Origin of the sequence: Mesorhizobium sp. M7A.F.Ca.US.014.04.1.1 (genome assembly GCF_003998745.1) — a bacterium.
Classification (GTDB): Bacteria; Pseudomonadota; Alphaproteobacteria; order Rhizobiales; family Rhizobiaceae; genus Mesorhizobium; species Mesorhizobium ciceri.
The window spans coordinates 1-4,818 of the sequence record NZ_RZRW01000443.1; the positions used below are offsets into that span (position 1 = coordinate 1).

At 62.9% G+C, this 4,818-nt stretch carries 4 protein-coding genes and 2 pseudogenes; all 6 read left to right on the plus strand.

What is annotated here, in order from left to right; translation table 11 throughout:
• A pseudogene (locus EOA22_RS39045) lies at positions 1-178 on the plus strand (slipin family protein); the annotation flags it as partial.
• Between the two features lie 230 nt (positions 179-408).
• Positions 409-690 (plus strand): acyl carrier protein, encoded by a 282-nt coding sequence (locus EOA22_RS24480; RefSeq protein ID WP_010909964.1) that lies wholly within the window; start codon positions 409-411, stop codon positions 688-690.
• A 56-nt stretch (positions 691-746) separates the two neighbouring features.
• Positions 747-1,937 carry a beta-ketoacyl-ACP synthase gene (locus tag EOA22_RS24485; protein WP_063168178.1) on the plus strand — a complete coding sequence of 397 codons (1,191 nt, stop codon included), beginning with the start codon at positions 747-749 and terminating at the stop codon, positions 1,935-1,937.
• 43 nt (positions 1,938-1,980) lie between these two features.
• Positions 1,981-3,258 (plus strand): beta-ketoacyl-ACP synthase, encoded by a 1,278-nt coding sequence (locus EOA22_RS24490; RefSeq protein ID WP_013531223.1) that lies wholly within the window; start codon positions 1,981-1,983, stop codon positions 3,256-3,258.
• A 36-nt stretch (positions 3,259-3,294) separates the two neighbouring features.
• Positions 3,295-4,323 carry a zinc-binding dehydrogenase gene (locus tag EOA22_RS24495; RefSeq protein ID WP_013531222.1) on the plus strand — a complete coding sequence of 343 codons (1,029 nt, stop codon included), beginning with the start codon at positions 3,295-3,297 and terminating at the stop codon, positions 4,321-4,323.
• 4 nt (positions 4,324-4,327) lie between these two features.
• Positions 4,328-4,818: pseudogene (locus EOA22_RS24500) on the plus strand (lipid A biosynthesis lauroyl acyltransferase); the annotation flags it as partial.

A 4,818-nucleotide genomic window follows, 5' to 3' on the forward strand; every position in this document is an offset into this window, starting at 1 on the left:
GACGAACGCGACCCGTTCCCTCCTCAACACGGCCAGGGTGATGGCGGAAAACCCGGTGATGCTGCGGCTGAAGGAGCTCGAGGCGCTGGAAACCATCGCCGGCAAGGTCGAGCGGCTGACCGTCCACAACGGAACGGGCGGGCTGCTGAACGATCTGGTCAAGCTTCGCGACAGCTGATGCATGTCGCCAAAAGTGTTCCGCTTTTGGAAAAACGACACGCATCGAAATAAGGCTGACGTTGCGTCAACAGAAGGGCCGCCGGGTAAACCGGCGGCCCTTCTTGCGTTTCGAAGGAAACCTACCCATCTGCGCCCGGCGTATCAGGCCTTTTCCTGCCGGAAAAAACCGATTAGACAGCGCCCAAACAAGATGCGGACAGATTCCGCCCGCAACCGAAGGAAAAGCCCTTGTCCACCACGTTCGACAAAGTCGCCAAGATCATTGCCGACACCAGCGAGATCGATATCGACACCATCACGCCCGAGAGCCACACGATTGACGATCTCGGCATAGACAGCCTCGATTTTCTCGACATCGTCTTTGCCATCGACAAGGAATTCGGCATCAAGGTGCCGCTGGAAAAGTGGACCCAGGAGGTCAATGACGGCAAGGCTTCGACCGACGATTACTTCGTCATGAAGAACCTGTGCGCCAAGATCGACGCGCTGGTCGCCGCCAAGACCGCCTGACGTCAGTTGAGCGCACGATCTTGACGCGCTCTGCCGCCTGACCCACAAAGCCGCACATGAGCAGCCCCCGCGACGTCGTCATATCAGGTATCGGCCTTGTCTCCTCGCTGGGGGAAGGTCCTGACGCCCACTGGCAGAAGCTCGCGCAACCGGGCCCGCAGCCGGTGCTCGAAGCGACGCGCTTTGCACCCTATACTGTCCATCCGCTGCCTGAGATCGACTGGAACCTGCAGATCGCCAAGCGTGGCGATCAGCGCCAGATGGAAACCTGGCAGAGGCTCGGCACCTATGCTGCCGGCCTTGCACTGGACGACGCCGGCATCAAGGGCAATGACGAACTCTGCGCGACCATGGACATGGTTGTGGCGGCGGGCGGTGGCGAGCGCGACGAGGCGGTCGATGCCGCCATTCTCGCCGCTTCGGAAAGCCGCAATGACCGCGATGTACTGCTCAACGAGAAATTGACCACCGAATTGCGCCCGACACTGTTTCTGGCCCAATTGTCCAACCTGCTCGCCGGCAACATCTCCATCGTCCACAAGGTCACCGGTTCGTCCAGAACCTTCATGGGCGAGGAAGGTGCCGGTGTCGCCGCGGTTGAAACGGCCGCCGCACGCATCCGCTCGGGTCAGTCGACGCATATCCTGGTCGGCGGTGCCTTCCAGACCGAACATCCCGATATGCTGCTCGGCTATGAACTCGCCGGCTATCTGCATCGCGGCCCATGGAAGCCGGTTTGGCAAAGACAGGGCACTGAGGGCGGTGGCGTCGTGACCGGCTCCGGCGGCGCCTTCCTGGTGCTGGAGCAGCGCGAACACGCGATGAGCCGCGGCCGCAAGATCTATGCAGAACTTGGACCGGTCGTCTCCGGCCGCGCCCGGCGGCCACGGGGAGAACTCGACGCCGAGATCGCCGCACTGCTCAAGCAGGCTGCATTGCCGAACGGCAAATTGCTGACCCTGTCGGGCGCATCGGGGGCGCATGCGGCGACAACAGCCGAGAAGGCAGCGCTCGATGCCAATCCGGCGATCGCCGCGCGTGGCTTCTCGACGCTGACCGGGCACATGAAGGAAGCACAGTTTCCTTTCGCTGTGGCACTGGCGGCACTCGCTGTCGACCGCAAGGCCGCCTATCCTGTTTTTGATGCCGCAGCCGAGACGCCGTTCGAAGGCGTTCCCCAATCCGTCCTTGCAACGGCGATCGGCTATCACCAATTCGAGGGCATGGCGCTGGTCAATGCCGCGTAACGCGGCTCCACGACCCATGCTGCAACGATAAGAGGGCTCCCGGATGGCCAATCTCAGAGATCACATGGGCAGGCCGATCGTCGCCGTCACCGGCATCGGCGTGGTGACCTCGCTTGGCGTCGGCAAATCAGACAATTGGGCGGCACTGACCTCCGGCAAGTCGGGCATTCACCCGATCACCCGCTTTCCCATCGATCAATTGAACACCCGCATCTCCGGCATGGTCGATTTCCTGCCGTCGAGCTCGAAAGGCGCCAGCCCACTCACCTATGAGCTAGCCGAGCTTGCGGGCTTAGAAGCGGTGAGCGAAGCCGGTCTTGATTCCAGCGATTTCGGCGGACCGCTCTTCCTCGCATCGCCGCCAGTCGAACTCGACTGGGCCGAGCGCTTCTCGCTCTACAATTCTGACAAGGACAAGGATGACACCGCCGCCGAAAGACTGCTTCGGGTCGCGCGTAGCTTGAAAGAGCTGGATATTTTCGAGACCACCCAGTTCGGTTCGATCGCCGGCCGCCTTGCCGATCGCCTTGGCACGCGTGGTCTGCCGATCACGCTGTCGACGGCTTGCGCTTCAGGCGCCACCGCGATTCAGCTCGGTGTCGAGGCGATCCGACGCGGCGAATGCGACCGTGCGCTGTCGATCGGCGCGGACGGTTCCGCGACCGCCGAGGCATTGATCCGTTTCTCATTGCTTTCGGCGCTCTCCACGCACAACGACATCCCCGAAAAGGCGTCGAAACCCTTCTCCAGGGATCGCGACGGCTTCGTGTTGGCCGAGGGATCCGGGGCGCTGGTGTTGGAATCGCTTGAGACGGCATTGGCTCGCGGCGCGACTATTCTCGGCGTCCTGGGCGGTTGCGGCGAGAAGGCCGACGACTTCCACCGCACCCGCTCCAAACCGGACGCTTCACCGGCCATCGCCGCGGTCCGCGCCGCCCTCGTCGATGCCGGACTGGGTGAAGACGAGATCGACTACGTCAATGCCCACGGCACCTCGACGCCCGAAAACGACAAGATGGAGCATCTGGCGCTGTCGACGGTGTTCGGCGAGCGGATCGGCTCTATGCCGGTCTCGTCGAACAAATCGATGATCGGTCACACGCTGTCGGCGGCGGGCGCTGTCGAGGCGGCTTTCTCGCTGATGACGATGCGCGAAAGCGTCATTCCGCCGACCATCAACTATGACAATCCCGACCCCGCGATCGTGCTCGACGTGGTGCCGAACAAGAAGCGCAACGCCGAGGTCCGCACCGTTCTGTCGAGCTCCTTCGGCTTCGGCGGCCAGAACACTTGCCTTGTCATGGCGCGGGAACCGGTCTAAGCGACCTTTTTCAGCCAGACTGAACCGACAGGCCCCATGCGCGCATTGCAACTTATAGAGGACCGCCGTCTTGAGACGGTGGACCTGCCGCCTCCTCCACCGCCGGCACTCGGCGAAGTCACGCTGCGCATCAAGGCAGTAGCGCTGAACCATATCGACGTCTGGGGCTGGCGCGGCATGGCCTTCGCCAAGCGCAAGCTGCCGCTGGTCGTCGGCGCGGAGGCCTCCGGCGAGGTCGAGGCGGTTGGCCCCGGCGTTTCCAGCCTGCTGCCCGGACAATTGGTGTCGATCTATGGAGCGCGCACCTGCGGCCTCTGCCGAGCCTGCCGCGAAGGCCGCGACAACCTCTGCGAACATGTTTCGGGCGTGCACGGTTTCCATCTCGACGGTTTCGCGCAGGAGAAGATCAACCTGCCGGCCCGCCTGCTGGTCCCTGCCCCGCCCGGCGTGACCGACATCGGGGCGGCGGTGGCGCCCGTCACCTTCGGCACCGTCGAGCACATGCTGTTCGACAACGCCAGGCTTCAACCCGGCGAAACCATCCTTATCCATGCCGGCGGATCCGGCATCGGCTCGGCGGCCATCCAGTTGGCCAAGCGGATGGGTTGCACGATCATCACTACGGTCGGCTCCAACGACAAGATCGACAAGGCCAAGGCGCTCGGCGCCGACCATGTCATCAACTACCGCGACGACCGTTTCGAGGGCGTCGTGCGCAAGCTGACCAAGAAGAAGGGCGTCGACGTCGTCTTTGAACATGTCGGCGCCGACACATTCGCCGCCTCGATGCTGTGCCTGAAGCGTGGCGGCCGCCTGGTGACCTGCGGTTCGACCTCCGGCGTGTCGACGCAGATCAATTTGATGCAGCTGTTCCAGCAGCAATTGAAACTGCTTGGCTCCTTTGGCTGCCGCATGGAAAACATGGCCAACGCCATGCAGAAAATGGCGGCGGGACAGGTCGCACCCGTCATCGACACCGAAGTCGGCTTCGACGGTATCGACGCCGCGCTGAAGCGCATGGAAGGCCGCGACGTTTTCGGCAAGATCATCCTGCGCGTCGGCTAGAGCCTTGACCTCTGTATTCAAGAAGTTCCGCCGGGACCTCAAATTTCGTTACGGCAGGCAACTGCGCCAGCTCAATTACTGGCTGGTGGCGCGGGCAGCGATGATGATCATCTCGGTCCTGCGCCTGCTGCCGGCCGACAGTGCGCTGAATTTCGCCGACCGCGTCGCACGCCTGGTCGGCCCCCGGGTGGGACGCCATCAGGTCGCCGTCGACAATCTGCGCAAGGCCTATCCGGAAAAGAGCGAAGCCGAAATCCAGGCGATCGCCTCCGACATGTGGGGCAACATGGCTCGCCTTGCCGCCGAATACATCTTTCTCGACGCCCTCTTCGACTACGACCCCGCAGCCAGCGAGCCCGGCCGCGTCGAGGTCAAGGGAGCTGACCACTTCGTCGAAATAGCCAGCGAAGAGAAGCCGCACATCGTCTTCACCGGTCATCTCGGCAATTTCGAATTGCTGCCGGTGGCGGCCGCGACTTTCGGCATGAACATCAC

Bases quoted from the DNA above. Each gene is read 5' to 3' on its own strand.
- EOA22_RS24495 (WP_013531222.1), top strand. From the start codon at position 3,295: ATGCGCGCATTGCAACTTATAGAGGACCGCCGTCTTGAGACGGTGGAC.
- EOA22_RS24485 (WP_063168178.1), top strand. From the start codon at position 747: ATGAGCAGCCCCCGCGACGTCGTCATATCAGGTATCGGCCTTGTCTCC.
- EOA22_RS24490 (WP_013531223.1), top strand. From the start codon at position 1,981: ATGGCCAATCTCAGAGATCACATGGGCAGGCCGATCGTCGCCGTCACC.